Genomic DNA, 15,693 nt, shown 5'->3' with positions numbered 1-15,693 from the left:
CGGCCTTCGGCCTGCCGATACGGCCGGTGTCGTCCAGGCCGGCCAGTCGCTGTCCGGCGAACTGGCGCCGCCACTTGGCCACCGTCTTGACCGCGACGCCGACCTCCCGCGCCGCACCCGCGTTCGACATGCCCTCAGTACAGGCCAGGACAATCCGGGCCCGCTCAGCCAGACGCCTATCCGATAAACCGGCCCGGCGAACCAACTCGGCACGCTCGTCCTCCGACAAGGCGATCTCGACTGCGGCAGGGCCTGGATGCGACATGGCAACAGGGTAGAGATTTACTGCCTAGATTTCAGGTGCGGGACACTAGTGCCGCAGCAGGCAACGTTCGCCCTGTTGTGATGTGATGCGCCGCCCGGACTCTGTATGTGATGCGCCGCCGGACTCTGTATGTGATGCGCTGCCGGACTCTGTCGCGCGCGGCGCGCGGCGCGCGGCCGTCATGCTGTGCGGGTGGCAGAGCTTAAACGGACCGAGGGTGGCATGGGTAGCTTACGCCTCAGCCCAGACGCCCAGTTCGTTCCCGCTCGGATCAGTGAAGTGGAACCGGCGTCCACCGGGGAACTCGTACGGCCCGTTCACCACCTGGCCGCCCGCGTTCTTCACAGCCTCCACAGACCGGTCCAGGTCGGTGGAATAGAGCAGCAGAAACGGGCCGCCTGCCCGCACCTCCTGGCCTGTGCGGAGACCGCCTACTTCGGGTGCGGCTTCCCCCTGCGGGCTCTGGATGCCGGCGTACCCTGGCCCATAGTCGTTGAATCGCCAGCCGAACGCTTTGGTGTAGAAGCGCTTGGCCTGCTCAAGGTCGGTGACCGTGAGCTCCACGTAGTCAATGGCATGGTGTCGGTGCGGAGATAGCTGAGTCATGTGCTGCATTATGTGCTTCGGCTACGACATCGTGCGCTGACAACGCCAGCTCGCGTCGCCGAGCGCCGGTCAGGCCAGGTCGGGCATCTGCCCGCTGCCCGCGCAGAGCAGACACGGCACGTTGACGTTGGTGACGACGGTGCTGCCGGAAGCGGACCTGCTCTCGCGCCGCTCGGTCCAGCCGCCGGTGCCATCGCACAGGTCGCACGGGCCGTTTTCGGGGCTTGTCCGGGGCGCCTCAGGCAGCATCGCGCGCATGTCGGCGAAATCCGCGTGGACGGCATCGGCCTGCTCACGCGTCAGGAAAGGCAGGGCGACCTTCGTGCCCGCCGCCGACTCGATGCCGACCACATGGATGCCCTGAGAGCTCATGCCTTCACGTTAATGCCTTCCCGAGGCGGACCGGTGTGCCCGCACCGAGAAGCACCCTTCATTACGTGATCATCCGGCAAAGCCCCCGGCGTGCCTGATTCCGTGTTTTCGCAGGTCAGCAAGGCTGGACGTGACCAGAACCGATGCTGGGCCGCATCCGGGCCAGACGAAGATCGGAGAGATCATGCAAGCTTCTCGTGCCCTCGTCGTCGCCGCTTTCGCCGGAACGATCGCCCTCGCGCCTGGGCTCGCCGCGGGTGCCGCGGGCGCCGAGTCCGCCAAGCCGCAGAAGACGTGTGCCGCCTCCCAGGTCGAGTGCACGGTGTTCGACCTGCTGAAGGAAGCCCTGCACTACCGCGTCGCCTTCAACCGGGCCTGCGCGGGAGTGAGAGGGGTCAAGGTGCCGACGGTCAGGCAGGTCCTCCGGTTCCGCAGCGACCTGCTCAACGTGTGGAAGGACAGCGTTCCGGCCGAGCTGAGCGAGACCGTGAACGACGCGCTCGTCGCGGCCGGCCAGAGGGTCCCGGCCGGAGGCGTCTGCAAGTCCCCGTCGTTCTGGGAGGTCGCCGCGCTGGAATGGCTCAAGATCTTCAACGACCGCCGCGAAGAGCTCGCTCCGCTCATCAGGGCCAACCTTTGCAAGCTGGTGGAGGCCGCGGGCAAGAACCGCGTCGCCACGACCCGCGTCCTGCAGGACTGGATCCGCAGCATCCCCTCCACCCCCGCTGCCGTGGCCACTGGCAGGATCGCTGGTACGGCGTCGGCCCCCATGAGCTTCACCACGACCAACCCGACGATCCACATCAAGATCGGTTCTCCCGGCAAGGAGATCACCGTGGTGACCGAGGCTTCCCGGGACTGAGCCCGCGCGTCCCCGCGACCATGCGAGTCGGCCCCGCGGCGTATGCGCGGGGCCGGGCTCGCGGCAGTCAGGAGCCGGTCAGGTGCCGGGCTGCGGTTCCTCCAGCAGGGACAGGACTCGGGCGTGAAGCACCGACCGCTGATGCAGCGCCGCGCGCAAGGCCCTGTGGAGCCCGTCCTCCAGGTAAAGCTCACCCCGCCACTCCACGACATGCGGGAACAGATCGCCGTAGAAGGTGGAGTCCGCGGCGAGGAGCGAGTGGAGGTCCAGCATCGCTTTCGTGGTGACCAGCGAGTCCAGCCTGACCTGGCGGGGCGGTATCTGAGCCCACTCACGATGGGTGAGGCCGTGTTCGGGATAAGGCCGTCCGTCGCCGACCAGCTTAAAGATCACCCTGAGAATTTTAGGAGAAAGACCGGAGTTTTGCCTTCTTCGCCACTCCCCGTCCTGGTCGGGATGGTCTGTCTGGTTCAGATCGCACCCGAGAACGTGTCGCAACGCCTGGGATCACCTGTCTGATATCCGGTGCCGAACCACCTTTCCCGCTGCACCGAGGTGCCGTGGGTGAAACCATCTGGGTTCACCCGGCCCTCTGTTCGGCGCTGGATCGTGTCGTCGCCGACCGCCGCAGCCGCGTTGAGCGCCTCGGTGATGTCCTCCTCGGTGAAGGGGCCCTGGTAGAAACCGGTGTCCACGGCGTTCTTCGCCCACACGCCGGCGAAACAGTCCGCCTGCAGCTCCAGCCGTACGGAACCGCTTGTCGCGCCATAGCGGTCACCGCCGACGCGGTTCAAGGTTCCGGTGAGATTCTGGACGTGATGGCCGTATTCATGGGCGATCACATAAGCCTGGGCGAAAGGCCCGCCCGCGGTGCCGAAGTCACGCTGCAGCGTGCTGAAGAACGTGAGGTCCAGATAGACCTTTTGCTCCATGGGGCAGTAGAACGGCCCCGCGGCGGTGTCGGCGTAGCCGCAGGCCGTATTCACCCCGAGTGAGAACAAGACCGTCTTTGCCTGCTCATACCGCTCCCCGCGCCGACGGAACTCCCGTGTCCAATAAGCCTGCACGCTGTTGACCACGCCCACGATGCGGCAGTCCTGCGACTGGTCGGCGTCCGCCCCCGTCCGGCACCGGGCGGCCAGATCGCTCGTCGTGCGCAGCGGCAGGCTCGGCTGCGGCCTCGCCGACGTCGGCCGAGGTTCGCCCTCGATGAACTGCAGCGGATTGGCCTCGAAGATGAACAACGCCCCGATCGCGAGCAGAGCCAACAGGCAGCCCCCGCCCGGCCCGCCGAACCACAGGCCCCGACACCCCGGCCCCCGGCCGTCCTGTTCAGAGCCCGCCGCCCGGATGTCCTCCACCTGCGAAGGATCGAGCTCCGCCTCGTCGTCGAACCGCATCGCCGCCTCCCGTGCCGTGTTACGGGTCATTCCCTGCGGCGAAAACGACTACGCTCCGTAGTCGCCTGTCTGAGGACTGCGTACGGCAAAAGACCTAGGCGCGGAGGCCCTGGGAGTGTGTGTCCCGTGCGGCCGGTGCGGGCTTCGGCGGCGTGCGGGGGCGGGTCGGAACGGCAACCGCGACCACGGAACGATGAAGGTCCGGACAGCAAGAAGCCCGGTCTGGATGGGACCGGGCTTCTGTGCTGCCTCAACCAAGCGCGGAGGATGCGAGATTCGAACTCGCGAGGGGTTGCCCCCAACACGCTTTCCAAGCGTGCGCCCTAGGCCAACTAGGCGAATCCTCCGCCGAGAAGCTTACCGGACTTCCGGGGTCGCTGTGACCGGTAATTCGTGGGACGCGGCGGTGCCGTACGGCGCTAGACTGTGTCAGGACCCCTCGCGCGGCGTCATCCTGTGAACCTCCCCAGGGCCGGAAGGCAGCAAGGATAAGCGGGCTCTGGCGGGTGTGCGGGGGGTCTCTTAGCTGGAGGGCAGCCCCATGAGCCTCGCGCTGTACCGCAAGTACCGGCCCGGGACGTTCGCAGAGGTCAAGGGCCAAGAGCATGTGACCGATCCGCTGCGGCAGGCGCTGCGGAGCGGGCGCATCAACCACGCATACCTGTTCAGCGGCCCGCGCGGGTGCGGAAAGACCTCCAGCGCGCGCATTCTGGCGCGTTCCCTCAACTGCGAGAAGGGGCCGACGCCCGATCCGTGTGGTGAGTGCGAGTCCTGCGTGGCCCTCGCGCCGACCGGGCCGGGGCACCTCGATGTGATCGAGATCGACGCCGCGTCGCACGGCGGCGTCGACGACGCGCGCGACCTGCGGGAAAGAGCGTTCTTCGCCCCCGTCTCGGCGCGCTACAAGATCTACATCATCGACGAGGCGCACATGGTGACCCGCGAGGGTTTCAACGCGCTGCTCAAACTCGTCGAAGAGCCTCCGCCGCACCTGAAGTTCGTGTTCGCGACGACCGAGCCGGAAAAGGTCATCGGCACGATCAAGTCGCGCACGCACCACTACCCGTTCCGGCTGATGCCGCCCGCGACCCTGCGGGCGCTGCTGGAGGAGATCCTGGTCTCGGAGAAGGTGCCGTTCGAGCCGGCGGCGCTGCCGCTCGTGGTTCGCGCCGGGGCCGGGTCCGCCCGTGACTCGCTGTCGATTCTCGACCAGTTGCTCGCGGGGGCCGACGAGCAGGGCATCACCTACGGCCGGGCGGTGTCGCTGCTCGGATACACCGATGGCGACCTGCTCGACGAGATGGTGGGGGCGTTCGCCTCCCGCGACGGCGGGGCGGTCTTCCAGGCGGTCAACCGCGTGATCGAGGGGGGCCACGACCCCCGCCGCTTCGCCATGGACATGCTTGAGCGGCTCCGCGACCTCGTGATCCTCGCCAATGTGCCGGAGGCGGCCTCAAGCGGGCTGCTCGACCGGCCGGGCGACGAGCTTGAGCGGCTGGTCGGCCAGGCGGCGTCGATGGGCCCGGCGGAGCTGACCCGGGCGGCCGAGCTGTTCAACGTCGGCCTGACGGAGATGCGGGGAGCGGCCTCGCCCCGGCTGGTGCTTGAGCTGACGTGTGCGCGGGCGCTTCTCCCCGCCGCCGAGCAGGGCGAGACGGCGCTGCTGGCCAGGCTCGAACGGCTTGAGCGCAGCGGTGTGTCCCCGGCCGCCGCGCAGATCGCGCACGTGCCGGTCCAGCCCGTGCCGACCCAGCCTGGGCAGCCCGTGGCGGCGCCGCCCGCGCCGCCCGCGCCTCCGGTCCACCAGGCCCCGGCGCCCCCAGCCCAGCCGTCTTCCCAGGCCGCCGCGCCGCAGGACGCGGCGCAGGAGCCCGCCAGGGCGGGCGGCGACTGGCCGGCCGCGGTGCGCCCCGGCGCAGACCCCAGGCCGCAGGCCGCCCCGGCGGCACCGTCCGCGCCGTCCACGCCGTCCGCGCCGCTTGCGACTCCCGCGGCGGCGGGCGGAGCGCCGGGCAGCCTGCAGCAGCGGTGGGCCGACGTGCTGGCCGAGCTCAAGCGGCGCAGCATCGTCGTCTGGGCCAACGTCAACACCAACGCCCAGGTCGTGGGCGTCGAAGGCAACACGGTGACGCTCGGCTTCGCGCAGGTCGGGGCCATGAAGAACTTCATGGGCGGCGGCAAGGACTCCGTGGTCGCCGCCGTGCTGGCCGACGTGCTCGGCGGTCGCTGGCGGGTGGAGGCCGTCGTGGGCGGATCGCCGGGAGGCGCTCCGCATGCGAGTGCCGTACGGCAGACGCCCGCCCCCCGAGGTCCCGCCCCCGCGGCCTCCCAGCCTGCCGCGTCCCAGCCCTCGGCCTCCCAGCCCGCTACGCCCTCGTCCCAACCCGCCGCGCCCCAGCCACGACCGGCCGCTTCGCAGGCCACCGACGAGTCCTGGCCTGACGCTCCGAGTCCAGACGACCCCGGCACCCCGCCGGCGAGTTCCCCGTCGACGAGTTCCCCACCGGCGAGTTCGGGGCTCGCGGCAGCGCGCTCGGCGGCCAAGGCCGCCGCGCAGAGCGGCCCCCGCCAGGGCGGCGCCTCGGCATGGCCGGACGCCGTCCCCTCCCGCCAGGCCCAGGGGCCGGAGTCCGACGAGGTCGACCCGCTCAACGACGCCGACGCCGACGCCGGCGACGTGGATTCCGTCACCGGCATGGCCCTGCTCCAACGCGAGCTCGGCGCGCAGGTCATCGGCGAGATCGACCACACCTAGCGCCTGCTCCCGCGCCGCCGCCGGACAAGGGCGGTGGAGGTGGGATTGCAACCCGCGGTCGAGCCTCTGAGCGCCACCCAGGCGGGCCGGGGGCGGGGTTAGGCGCGGAGGCGGATGCGGGCGGCGACGGCGCGGTGGTCGCCGGGGGGCAGCATGGCGTTGACGCGTTCCAGCACTTCGTAGTCCTCGCGCCCGCCTTCGGTCTGGGCGTAGGTCCACAGGTCGTCGGCGGCCCCGCTGAGGAGCAGACGTGCCCGCACCTGGCCTTCGAGCTCGTCGCGTTCCCTGCGGATCTCAGGGGCCTCGGAACGCGGCAGAAGCGGGCCGGTGTAGGCGCGGGCGACCGCGGTCGCGTCCTTGTCGGACAGGAGGCGCTGGAGGTCCAGGAAGTCGGCCTGTACGGATGTGGCGAGCCGGTACGGCTTGGCCGCGACCGCGCCGCCGAGCTGCGCCCGCAGGCGGTGGATCTCCGCGCGGATGGTGACGGGGTTGCCGTCGTCGCCGTACAGGTGGAAGGAGAGCTGTTCGGCCGTCATGCCGCGCGGGTTGAGCGCGAGCAGGGCGAGGATTTCGGCGTGGCGCAGCGACAGGATGACGCGGCGTCCGTCGATCCACGCCTGCGGGGGTTCGGTGCCGAGGAAGGCGAGGCGCAGCGATGGCGGCGCTCCGGTGCGGTCGGGGGTGCGCAGCAGGAAGCCCTCTCCGAGGGGTTCCAGGATGCCGATCTGCCCGTCGAGGCGGGTGACGCGGTCGCCGACGATGGGGAGGTGGATGCGGTCGCCCCAGTGTCCCGCTGGGTCGCCGGCGATGACCCGGCCGGTGCGGGTGACCAAGGCGAAGGGTTCGTCGCGCCGTGACCGTATTTGAGCCTCGTAGCGGGCACGTAGCCGGTCGTCCCGTTCGCGCATCCGGAGTTCGAGGTGGCTTTCCGCCAGGTGCGCCGCCGCGCTGACCAGGGCCACGGTGGCGGGGTGCAGGCTGCGTCGGGTGCCGCTGATGTCGATCGACCCGAGTAACTCGCCGGTGTCGGGGTCGGTGATGGGCGCCGCGCTGCACGACCACAGGTGGAGGGCGCGGATCAGGTGCTCGGTGGCGTAGACGTGGACGGGCCGGCGTACGGCGAGAGCCGTACCCATGCCGTTGGTCCCGATGGCGCGTTCCGCCCAGTTGAAGCCGTCCGTGAGGCCGACCTGGTCGGCGCGGCGCATGCTGTTGTGGTTGCCGTCGCGCCACAGGATGCGTCCCTCGGCGTCGGTCACGACCATGATGTGGCCGGTTTCGTCGGCCATGCCGAGCAGTGTGTGTGCCAGCACGGGCAGCAGCGGATGCAGGGGATGGGCCGCGCGGACGTCGCCGAGGTCGCCGTGGTCATAGACCAGCGACGCGGCACGGCTCTCCGGGTCGACTCCCGCGGCGAGGGAACGCCGCCACGAGGCCGAGATCAATCCGCGCGGCCCGTCGCCGGCCGCGCACATCTGCGTGGGGCCGTCCGCCACGGCTGACTCGTGCGCGGCGCGGACGCGCTCGCCGTACGCCTCAAGGTCGTGGCGGGTCCCGCTGTGCAGGTGGCCTGTGCTCACTCGCCACCCCCAATTCTTGACTTCTTGGGCGAAGCATCCGGGTTACGGACCCCTTCCCGCAACCGATTCGGCCGATCCGGGTGTGCGCGAAGGGTGATTGGATGGTCGCAACGTGTGTGCAACCCCGCCCCACGTAGATTTCTTTCCGACGCGCCGCCGTAGTGCGGCCGCTCCGGTGCGCGTCAAGGCCGGGTCCCGGACGTTGGAGGGGGGCCGGGACCCGGCCTGGGGGATCTTCGCCCGCGTTGATGCGCGCAGCCGTCCGCGGGCCCCGTCTCGCCGCGATTCACGAGGCTCGCGGGATCGCATGGGGACGCTCAGTGCAACTGCCGACCTGAACACCGTAGGCTCGGGAAAGTCACGGACGCGGAGTTATGAGGAGCGCACGACGGTGAACCCAGGGGATGTCAACCTGCAGCAGTTGCTGGAGCAGGCGCAGCTCATGCAGCAGCAGCTCGTCAGCGCCCAGCAGGAGCTCAACGACGCCGAGGTCGAGGGCAGGGCCGGTGGCGGCCTTGTCGTGGCCACGGTCAACGGCTCGGGCGAGCTGCTCGAACTCAAGATCAGTCCGGAGGTCGTCGACGCCGCCGACCCGGCCGAGACCGCGGACACCATCGCGGATCTGGTCATCGCCGCGGTGCGTGACGCGGTGCGCGCGGCGGCCGACCTTCAGCAGGAGAAACTCGGTCCGCTCGCGCAGGGGCTGGGCGGCGGACTCGGACAGCTGCCGGGATTCTAGATGTATGAAGGGGTCGTCCAAAATCTGATCGACGAGCTCGGGATGCTTCCCGGCGTCGGTCCCAAAAGCGCGCAGAGGATCGCGTTCCACCTGCTCGCGGCCGATCCCGCCGATGTCAAGCGGCTGGCTCACGTGCTGCTGGAGGTCAAGGCCAAGGTCCGGTTCTGCCAGGTGTGCGGCAATGTCGCGGCCGAGGAGCAGTGTCGGATCTGCCGTGACGCGCGTCGCGATCCTCACGTCATCTGCGTGGTGGAGGAGTCCAAGGACGTCGTCGCGATCGAGAAGACGCGGGAGTTCCGCGGGCGCTACCACGTGCTCGGCGGTGCGATCAGCCCGATCGACGGCATCGGCCCGGACGACCTGCGGGTGCGTGAACTCATGACCCGCCTGGCCGACGGGGTGGTGACCGAGCTGATCCTCGCCACCGACCCCAACCTGGAAGGGGAGGCCACGGCGACCTACCTCGCCAGGCTTGTCAAGCCGATGGGGTTGAAAGTGACGAGGCTCGCCAGCGGTCTGCCTGTGGGCGGTGATCTCGAATACGCCGACGAGGTCACCTTGGGCCGCGCGTTCGAAGGACGGAGGCTGCTGGATGTCTGATGAGTGGGATGCCCTCGCCGAACGGGTGGCCGGGCACGCGCGGAACTATCTCGACGGGCTGACCCGCCTCGCCAGAGGCGAGGGGGGCGACGCCACCTTGCCCTTGCTGCTCATGGAGGTCTCCCAGGTCAGCCTGGCCGGTGCGCAGCTCGGCGCCAGCCGGGACGTGATCCTGTCCGGCAACTGGGAGCCGCACCTCAGCGAGGACCCGGACCTCGATGAGATCCGTACGGCTCTCGCCGAGCGGCTCGGCCCGGTCGACGACTACGCCGAGGTGTTCGATCCGTACAAGGACACCTCGGTCACGCCGTACCGGCTGTCGGATGATCTCGCGGCGGTGGCGGCCGACCTGATCCACGGGCTGCGGCACTACCAGGCGGGACGCCCTCTTGAGGCGTTGTGGTGGTGGCAATACTCGTATTTCAACACCTGGGGCAATCACGCCGGGGCCGCGCTCCGGGCGCTCCAGGCTCTGGTCGCGCACACCAGACTCGACGTCGTGGAGGAGCGCACGACCGCGTGACACGGGGCGGGGCGGTCGCCTGGATGTACCGCCTGGTAGTACGCCGATGTCCACATGCTGGTATCCCCAGAGGGGTCATAAACGAGCGCCACTAGACTGTGGGCTCCACATCTCTGAGTGGGGAGACAATCTCGTGGCGCTCGTTGTGCAGAAATACGGTGGTTCGTCCGTCGCCGACGCGACCAGCATCAAGCGGGTCGCGCAGCGGATTGTCACGACGAAAAAAGCCGGCAACGACGTCGTCGTGGTCGTTTCAGCCATGGGTGACACGACCGACGAGCTGCTCGACCTCGCGCAGCAGGTGTCTCCATTGCCGCCGGGGCGCGAGCTCGACATGCTGCTGACCTCGGGTGAGCGCATCTCAATGGCGCTGCTCGCGATGGCGATCGCCAACCTCGGCCACGAGGCGCGCTCGTTCACCGGCTCCCAGGCCGGTGTGATCACCGACTCCAGCCACGGCCGCGCCCGCATCATCGACGTCACCCCCGGGCGCATCCAGGGGGCTGTCGACAACGGCCAGATCGCGATCGTGGCGGGTTTCCAGGGGGTGTCCCAGGACACCAAGGACATCACCACGCTCGGTCGGGGCGGGTCCGACACCACGGCCGTCGCGCTGGCCGCCGCCCTCAACGCCGACGTCTGTGAGATCTACACCGACGTGGACGGCATCTTCACCGCCGACCCGCGCATCGTGCCGACCGCCAGGAAGATTCCGCGGATCTCCTACGAGGAGACGCTGGAGATGGCGGCCTGCGGCGCGAAGATCCTTCACCTGCGCTGCGTCGAATACGCGCGCAGGTTCAACCTGCCGATTCACGTCAGAAGCTCGTTCAGCCACAAGGAAGGCACGTGGGTGGTCTCCGGCGCCGCGACACGTGACGAAAACAGCGAAGGAATCGAGATGGAGCAGCCCATCATCTCCGGTGTCGCCCACGACAGGAGCGAAGCCAAGATCACTGTTGTCGGGGTCCCCGACAAGGTCGGAGAGGCTGCCGCGATCTTCAAAACACTGGCCGAGGCCGGTGTCAACATCGACATGATCGTGCAGAACGTCTCCGCCGCCGCCACTGGACGCACCGACATCTCCTTCACCCTCCCGGTGACCGACGGGTCGGCCGCGCTGACCTCGCTGAAGAAGATCCAAGACCGCGTCGGCTTCGAGTCGCTGCTCTTCGACGACCAGATCGGCAAGGTGTCGCTGATCGGTGCCGGCATGCGGTCGCACCCCGGTGTGACGGCCAAGTTCTTCGCGGCGCTCGCCGACGCGGGGGTCAACATCGAGATGATCTCCACCTCGGAGATCCGTATTTCGGTCATCGTGGGACAAGACGAGGTCGATACCGCGGTCACCGCCGCGCACCGGGCGTTCGACCTCGACGCCGACCAGGTCGAGGCAGTGGTTTACGGAGGTACTGGACGATGAGCAAGCCCACCCTGGCGGTCGTCGGAGCAACCGGTGCGGTCGGCACCGTCATGCTCGACATCCTGACCAACCGGCCCGACGTCTGGGGTGAGATCCGCCTGATCGCCTCACCGCGGTCGGCGGGCAAGGTCCTTCGGGTCCGCGGCGAGGACGTGGTCGTGCAGGCCCTGTCGCCCGAGGCCTTCGACGGGGTCGACGTCGCGATGTTCGACGTCCCCGACGAGGTGTCGGCCGAGTGGGCGCCCATCGCGGTGTCCCGGGGCGCCGTCGCCGTCGACAACTCCGGAGCCTTCCGGATGGATCCCGACGTTCCGCTCGTGGTGCCCGAGTGCAACCCCGAGCAGGTGCGCAACCGCCCCAAGGGCATCATCTCCAACCCCAACTGCACGACCCTCTCGATGATGGCCGCGATGGGAGCTCTCCACCGCGAATACGGCCTGCGCGAGCTTGTCGTGGCCTCCTACCAGGCCGTGTCCGGGGCGGGCGTCGTCGGCAGCGACCGGCTCTACGACGAGGTCCAGGCCCTCGCGGGTGACCGTACGATCGGCACCGTCGCCGGTGACGTGCGCAAGGCCGTGCCCGACCTTTCCGAGTCGCCGTTCCCGGCGCCCATCGCGTTCAACGTCGTGCCGTGGGCCGGCTCGCTCAAGCAGGACGGCTGGGCCTCCGAAGAGCTCAAGGTGCGCGACGAGTCCCGCAAGATCCTCGGCATTCCCGACTTGAAGGTGTCGGCCACCTGCGTGCGGGTCCCCGTCATCACGACCCACTCGCTGGCCGTCCACGCGACCTTCGAGGGCGCCGTCACCGTCGAGGCCGCCCGGGCCATCCTGGAGGCCGCGCCTACGGTCGTCCTCCTCGACGACCCGGCCGAGGGCGTCTTCCCGACGCCGGCCGACGTCGTCGGCACCGACCCGACCTACGTCGGGCGGATCCGGCAGGCTCTCGACTTCCCCAACACGCTCGACCTCTTCGTGTGCGGCGACAACCTGCGCAAGGGTGCCGCCCTCAACACCGCGGAGATCGCCGAGCTGGTCGCGGTCGAGTTCACCGGCTGACCCGTTTCAGGCCCGGCGCCGCCGCCCCCCGTGGGCGGCGGCGCTTCGCTGTCACCAGACCAGGATGTCCCAGTGGGTCGGCTCGTTGGCGTACACGTGGCCCTCTCCGGTGCGGTACAGCTTCGCGCCATCCCCGCGGGTGCGGAAATACTTGAACTTCTTCTTGACGTAGCGGTCGACGCAGGCATTGTGGGCGATGTCGATTTTGTAGCCCGTACCGTGACTGTATGGCCCAGGCGCATGCCCCACCTCGGTTCCGCCGGTGACGACGACACGACAGCCGCTTCGCTTCTTCAGTTGGATGGCCTCCGACAGCGTGGCCGTGCGCATGGCCTCAAGCGATGTGCAATACCGCAACCACCGATGCGTACACCCTTGAGAGGAACGCCAGCCGAGCCCGGCCCGCTTCAGCTTGTACATCGCCGCGCTGTGCGCCAGCCGCCCGGCCGCAGCCTTCGCCGCTCGACGCGGGACCGCCCGCTTCAACACCACGGGTGTCGCTTTTCGTGCGGCACGGGCCTTCGCGGCCTTTTCCGCCTTCTTCGCGGTTTCTATCGCCACGACGTCGGCCTCGCTGGCGTAGGGAAGCACGTAGGCGTACTCGTCGGGGTGCTCTAGGTCGAGCTGTGCGACTTCGACGAGGTCACCGAGGTCGTAGGTCAGACTGATCAACGACCCTGCGGGCGCTGCACCCTTATGGGCACGAGGTAGGTACGGCGGGCTCACGCCGGGTTTTCGCTTTGTCCTGGCCTTGCCCTTCGCCTTGCTCTTGGTCTTGGCCTTGGCCTTGCTCTTGGCCTTGGCCTTGCTCGGGGGCGAGCCCGCGGGTGTCTTCGCGACAGCGGGCTCGCCGGTCGATGCGATGGTGATGATCGAAATCTGCATGGCGAACAGCGCGGCGATCGTCAGCCGAACTGACCCCCGACTGCAGGGACGTGTCCACATATGATCCCTTTTCACGGTTGCCCTTCCGCCAAGACGATCAATCCCACGATTTCGCGGGGATGATCCCTCTCGCGTAGCAGTCTTTACCGGGGCATGGGCATCACCGTGCGTATGGATGACCGAGGCTTTCGGTTTGGCTCGCGCGTCGCTTATTGACGGACGCTAATTGAGCGTCCTCGGTTCGCCGGCGGGTCGGTTGCCTGGGTCGTGCTCATGAGGGAGGCGGCCGGAGGCGGCGGCGAGGGGGGAAACATTTAGTTTTACGGCTATAGCGTGGTGTCGTAGGTTTTATAAGAGATGTGCTTTATGGGCTGGTTTGTGGCTACAGGGCGCTTCGTCCGGATGTGAGGTGGCGGGGGCTGTATCCGGGGTGAGGGAAGGGGGCGAGGCGGAGGTGAGGGCAGGGGTGGGGCTTGGGCCGTACGGGGGCATGGGCCGTACAGGGCGTTGTCACGAAATATCGGGATAAGGGTGGGCAAGGTTAATTTGGGGGTGCTTTTCGCGGGAGGTGTGGGGTGTCCGCAGGGTTTGGAGAGCCGGGCATCGTATAACGATTTTTGCCCGTAGCTGGGAGTTCCAGGGAAAGATTGAAGAACTATCGTTCTGGATGTGCCGATCCCCTTACTCTCGGTGATGACGAACCGAGGAGGGGACTAAGGGTGATAGGAATAATCATCGGAGTGACAGTGGTCGTGTTCCTGCTCGCGCTTCTGCTCCTCAGACGCAGAGGTCGAGAAAAGGATGAAAACGGCTCTGTCGCCCTTGACTTTGCCGCCAACCTGGCGCTTGCCGTCTATCTTCTCGTCCTCGCATACGCCGCCGTCCTGTGCCGCGACGCCATCACCGCGGCCGACACCGACGCGTCCGCCGAGGCCGAAACCCTGACCGAGCTCTACTGGTCGATCGCCCCCGTTCCGGAAACCGGGGACATCCGCGACCAGATCAAGCAGTACACCACGCAGAGCATCACCCTCGACTGGCCGCTCATGGCCGAGGACAAGCTCTCGCCGGTGCCCGGCGCAACCCTTGAGCACCTACGCGCGTCTCTGCTCAAGGTCAACCCCACCGACGAGATCGCGCGCAACCGCCACCAGGACGCCCTTGCGCGAGCCTCCGAAGTCAGCCACGCCCGAGTGATCCGTGCCGACGACGCGAGCACCCATCTGGAGAGCATCTTCTTCGTGGCGATGCTGGTGTCGGGGATGTTCGTCATCGCCCTGCCGTGGTTCAACGGCGCCAGGCCCACGATCGCGTCGATTATCGGCGACGTCGTCAGAATAGTCGTGGTGCTCTTCGGCGTTGTCTTCATCCAGCTGATCAGCCACCCCTACAGCGGTGCCAGCGCGGTCGAGCCCACCGCCTTCCAGGAGGCGATGGAGCAATACAGCCGGATCGACTCGCAATTCCCGGTGAAAATTAATCCGTGACGTAAATCACAGGCGGCTGCCCGGTCCGATCGGACCGGGCAGCCGTTTTCGCATGTATGCGGTGGTGTCTTCCCGTATCAGGGTCTGCCGATAGGGCCTCTAGCGGCGAAGGCGGACACGGTGAGGGCGACTACTGTGCCGGTGAAGACGACCACGACGGTGGTGCGGTCCGTGCCTTTCCGGCGTTCCTTGAATCGGTCCAGCACCACGTTGCCGTCCATCGCGCGGTAGGGCCGCGGCGTCGGCGTCGGGGCCTGCGTGGGAGTCGGCTTCGGTTGAGGGGGAGCCTTCACCCTCGGGGGAGCGACAGGTGCCGGCGGCGCAGGGCGCGGCACGGGCGGCGGCGCGATCCGCGGCGGATCAGGCATCCGCGGAGGAGGCGGCGGCGCCGGCGGAGCGGGCGGCTCGGGCGGATCCGGGATGTCCGGAGGCGGCGGTGGGTCCGGCGGAAGCGGTACGAGCGGAGCCACCGCGATCGGCAGTTCCGCCCGCCGGACAGGCTCCTGCGTCGGGGTGACCGAGGGCGTCGGGGTGGGTGTCGGCGTTGGCGTCGGCGTGGGTGTCGGCTCGGGTGTGGGTGTGGGTGTTGGTGTGGGTGTCGGCTCGGGCGTAGGGGTGGGTGTGGGTGTCGGCTCGGGCGTCGAGGACGGCTTCGGCCACGGCCAATGCGGGTGATGGTGATGTGGTTTGTTCGGTTGGTGAGCCAAGGTCGGCACATTCGCCTTGGCGTCCTTCACCGCCTGCACAAGCTGCCCGGCCAGGTCGCCGAGCACCGGCACACGCGGCGTGCCGTCGGCAGGGGACTGCCCCATCCGGCTGCCATCCCCGCCATTCCGGGCGCGGTCTCCGCCGGGGGAGCCGGCCTGGGCGGCGGAGGGCTGGTCTGCCCGGTCTATGCGGGGAGTCCCGTCATTGGGCGAGTGAGCTTGGTAGGTCCTGTTGAACCGGTTGGGGGAGTCGGCCTGCTGGGCTGGGGCAGCGGCACGGTTATCGGACCGGCTGGGCTGCGTGTCTCGTTTGTCGATGGTGTCGACCTGGCTTGCCCGGCGGAGGGCGGCGGTGGGAGGTTGGTCGGCTGTGCCGTACCGGAGGTCGCCCTTGTGGGGGGAGTCGGCCTGGCCTGTCCGAATGTCCTTGTTGT

17 protein-coding genes, 1 tRNA gene and 1 other RNA gene are annotated in these 15,693 nt (G+C 68.5%); 9 read left to right on the top strand and 10 right to left on the bottom strand.

The window, feature by feature from the left end; translation table 11 throughout:
* From BLQ73_RS35070 to BLQ73_RS22010, 3 genes are all read right to left on the bottom strand, one after another.
* The coding region (locus BLQ73_RS35070; protein ID WP_143020371.1) for a helix-turn-helix domain-containing protein at positions 1-265 on the bottom strand (265 nt) is incomplete at its 3' end.
* 231 nt (positions 266-496) lie between these two features.
* On the bottom strand, positions 497-871 hold the full coding sequence (locus BLQ73_RS22015) for a VOC family protein (RefSeq protein ID WP_093172867.1): 375 nt from the start codon (positions 869-871) through the stop codon (positions 497-499).
* 69 nt (positions 872-940) lie between these two features.
* Positions 941-1,243 (bottom strand): hypothetical protein, encoded by a 303-nt coding sequence (locus BLQ73_RS22010; RefSeq protein ID WP_093172865.1) that lies wholly within the window; start codon positions 1,241-1,243, stop codon positions 941-943.
* 184 nt (positions 1,244-1,427) lie between these two features.
* Here BLQ73_RS22010 and BLQ73_RS22005 point away from each other — a divergent pair, with 184 nt between their 5' ends.
* Positions 1,428-2,105: a hypothetical protein gene (locus BLQ73_RS22005; protein ID WP_093172863.1), complete on the top strand. Its 678-nt coding sequence runs from the start codon at positions 1,428-1,430 to the stop codon at positions 2,103-2,105.
* A 78-nt stretch (positions 2,106-2,183) separates the two neighbouring features.
* Here the strand turns inward: BLQ73_RS22005 and BLQ73_RS22000 are convergent, their stop codons facing one another.
* The 3 genes from BLQ73_RS22000 to BLQ73_RS21990 form a co-directional block, all read right to left on the bottom strand.
* The gene (locus tag BLQ73_RS22000) at positions 2,184-2,498 is read right to left on the bottom strand and encodes a type II toxin-antitoxin system VapB family antitoxin (RefSeq protein ID WP_093172861.1); all 315 of its coding nucleotides are present in this window, start codon (positions 2,496-2,498) and stop codon (positions 2,184-2,186) included.
* 77 nt (positions 2,499-2,575) lie between these two features.
* Entirely contained in the window at positions 2,576-3,505 is a 930-nt protein-coding gene (gene ypfJ, locus BLQ73_RS21995) for a KPN_02809 family neutral zinc metallopeptidase (RefSeq protein WP_093172859.1), read from the bottom strand.
* 261 nt (positions 3,506-3,766) lie between these two features.
* Positions 3,767-3,852, bottom strand: a tRNA-Ser gene (locus tag BLQ73_RS21990).
* Positions 3,853-3,935: 83 nt separating this feature from the next.
* Between BLQ73_RS21990 and ffs the strand changes: the two genes are divergently transcribed.
* Both ffs and BLQ73_RS21980 read left to right on the top strand, forming a co-directional pair.
* Positions 3,936-4,031, top strand: an RNA gene (ffs, locus tag BLQ73_RS21985) — signal recognition particle sRNA small type.
* 15 nt (positions 4,032-4,046) lie between these two features.
* Positions 4,047-6,260 carry a DNA polymerase III subunit gamma and tau gene (locus BLQ73_RS21980; protein ID WP_093172857.1) on the top strand — a complete coding sequence of 738 codons (2,214 nt, stop codon included), beginning with the start codon at positions 4,047-4,049 and terminating at the stop codon, positions 6,258-6,260.
* 98 nt (positions 6,261-6,358) lie between these two features.
* Here BLQ73_RS21980 and BLQ73_RS21975 read toward each other — a convergent pair whose 3' ends face one another.
* Positions 6,359-7,840, bottom strand: coding sequence for a GAF domain-containing protein (locus BLQ73_RS21975; RefSeq protein ID WP_093172855.1), 1,482 nt, complete (start codon positions 7,838-7,840; stop codon positions 6,359-6,361).
* A 391-nt stretch (positions 7,841-8,231) separates the two neighbouring features.
* Here BLQ73_RS21975 and BLQ73_RS21970 point away from each other — a divergent pair, with 391 nt between their 5' ends.
* The 5 genes from BLQ73_RS21970 to BLQ73_RS21950 all read left to right on the top strand — a co-directional run bounded on the left by BLQ73_RS21970 (position 8,232) and on the right by BLQ73_RS21950 (position 12,180).
* On the top strand, positions 8,232-8,579 hold the full coding sequence (locus BLQ73_RS21970; RefSeq protein ID WP_093172853.1) for a YbaB/EbfC family nucleoid-associated protein: 348 nt from the start codon (positions 8,232-8,234) through the stop codon (positions 8,577-8,579).
* The gene (recR, locus tag BLQ73_RS21965; protein WP_093172851.1) at positions 8,580-9,179 is read left to right on the top strand and encodes a recombination mediator RecR; all 600 of its coding nucleotides are present in this window, start codon (positions 8,580-8,582) and stop codon (positions 9,177-9,179) included. It abuts the gene before it with no gap.
* On the top strand, positions 9,172-9,702 hold the full coding sequence (locus tag BLQ73_RS21960) for a DUF5063 domain-containing protein (protein WP_093172849.1): 531 nt from the start codon (positions 9,172-9,174) through the stop codon (positions 9,700-9,702). The genes recR and BLQ73_RS21960 overlap by 8 nt, the downstream gene beginning before the upstream one ends.
* A gap of 133 nt (positions 9,703-9,835) precedes the next feature.
* On the top strand, positions 9,836-11,125 hold the full coding sequence (locus BLQ73_RS21955; protein ID WP_093172847.1) for an aspartate kinase: 1,290 nt from the start codon (positions 9,836-9,838) through the stop codon (positions 11,123-11,125).
* Entirely contained in the window at positions 11,122-12,180 is a 1,059-nt protein-coding gene (locus BLQ73_RS21950) for an aspartate-semialdehyde dehydrogenase (RefSeq protein ID WP_093172845.1), read from the top strand. Before BLQ73_RS21955 ends, BLQ73_RS21950 begins: the two co-directional genes overlap by 4 nt.
* A 51-nt stretch (positions 12,181-12,231) precedes the next feature.
* Here BLQ73_RS21950 and BLQ73_RS21945 read toward each other — a convergent pair whose 3' ends face one another.
* A complete protein-coding gene (locus tag BLQ73_RS21945) occupies positions 12,232-13,125 on the bottom strand; it encodes a hypothetical protein (RefSeq protein WP_143020370.1) in 894 nt (297 codons plus the stop codon).
* A 680-nt stretch (positions 13,126-13,805) separates the two neighbouring features.
* On the opposite strand from BLQ73_RS21945, the gene BLQ73_RS21940 reads away from it, so the two are divergent.
* Positions 13,806-14,552 (top strand): bestrophin-like domain, encoded by a 747-nt coding sequence (locus BLQ73_RS21940; protein WP_176955592.1) that lies wholly within the window; start codon positions 13,806-13,808, stop codon positions 14,550-14,552.
* A gap of 77 nt (positions 14,553-14,629) precedes the next feature.
* Here BLQ73_RS21940 and BLQ73_RS34685 read toward each other — a convergent pair whose 3' ends face one another.
* Both BLQ73_RS34685 and BLQ73_RS32610 read right to left on the bottom strand, forming a co-directional pair.
* The gene (locus BLQ73_RS34685; protein WP_275936310.1) at positions 14,630-14,761 is read right to left on the bottom strand and encodes a hypothetical protein; all 132 of its coding nucleotides are present in this window, start codon (positions 14,759-14,761) and stop codon (positions 14,630-14,632) included.
* A gap of 151 nt (positions 14,762-14,912) precedes the next feature.
* Positions 14,913-15,218 carry a hypothetical protein gene (locus BLQ73_RS32610; RefSeq protein ID WP_176955590.1) on the bottom strand — a complete coding sequence of 102 codons (306 nt, stop codon included), beginning with the start codon at positions 15,216-15,218 and terminating at the stop codon, positions 14,913-14,915.
* Positions 15,219-15,693 lie beyond the last annotated feature (475 nt).

The organism is Sinosporangium album (genome assembly GCF_900100605.1).
Lineage (GTDB): Bacteria > Actinomycetota > Actinomycetes > Streptosporangiales > Streptosporangiaceae > Sinosporangium > Sinosporangium album.
This window is presented reverse-complemented; position numbering and strand designations above follow the sequence as displayed.